Source organism: Mesorhizobium sp. M0293 (assembly GCF_040321735.1).
In the GTDB taxonomy this organism is placed as follows: Bacteria; Pseudomonadota; Alphaproteobacteria; order Rhizobiales; family Rhizobiaceae; genus Mesorhizobium.
Genome location: NZ_JAMYSA010000299.1, coordinates 1 through 879 on the forward strand (window position 1 = coordinate 1; position 879 = coordinate 879).

The window sequence follows — 879 nt, forward strand, 5'->3', positions numbered from 1 at the left end:
CGACCTCGACCTTGACCATATGGCCGACCGCGGCGCGCGCCCGCTCAATGGCCGTGCGGATGTCGCCGGCAATGGCAATGTGTTTTTCCTTGATGAGCACGGCATCATCCAGCCCGAAGCGGTGGTTGGCGCCGCCGCCGGCGCGCACGGCGTATTTTTCCAGCGCGCGTAGGCCGGGCGTCGTCTTTCGCGTGCAGACGATCCGTGCTTTCTGACCGCGCACCGCCTCGACGATCTCGGCCGTTGCCGTTGCAATGCCGCTGAGATGGCTGAGAAAATTGAGCGCTGTACGCTCGGCCGCAAGCATTCCCCGCGCCGGTCCACTCACCCTTGCAATGGTTTCACCCGCCGCGATCCTGCTGCCGTCCAGACGTCCAAAACGTATGTCGATCGACGGATCAACAAGCATGAAAGCGTAGGCTACCAGATCAAGACCGGCAACAACGCCAGACTGCCTGGCTCTGAACGCAAAGGCGGCCTTGCAGTCAAAGGGTATAATCGCATCGCTGGTAAGGTCACCGGCTTTGCCCAGATCCTCAAGTAGAGCGCTACGCACGATCGGCTCGATCACGATCCCGGGAAGGGGTGGAGGTGACGTCATCAGGCACTCCGTTCCGCGGGCCGCAGAATAAGTTCGGCCGCAACCGTCATTGCTGAGGCGAAGGTCAAGCGCGAAGACCGGGCCTGCGCGCTGCGTATGGGGAAGTCCGACCTGTAATGCGAGCCGCGGCTTTCCTGGCGCCGAAGCGCCGCAACCGCGATCATCAGCGCGATCAAGGCGGGATCGGAAGCGGCAGTGTTGCGAACCGCGATCGGCAGCAGCGTTTCCACGGTGTCGGATAGTGCTTGCTCGTCCCGTATAACACCGAGCCCATTGGA

The 879-nt window shown here is 62.5% G+C and carries 1 protein-coding gene and 1 pseudogene; both read right to left on the minus strand.

Annotated elements, in window-relative coordinates; translation table 11 throughout:
* Window positions 1-601 (minus strand): carboxylating nicotinate-nucleotide diphosphorylase (gene nadC, locus NKJ06_RS35565; RefSeq protein WP_352812607.1); only part of this gene is annotated, 601 nt, incomplete at its 3' end.
* Window positions 601-879, minus strand: a pseudogene (locus tag NKJ06_RS35570) (L-aspartate oxidase); the annotation flags it as partial. The gene nadC and the pseudogene NKJ06_RS35570, both read right to left, overlap by 1 nt.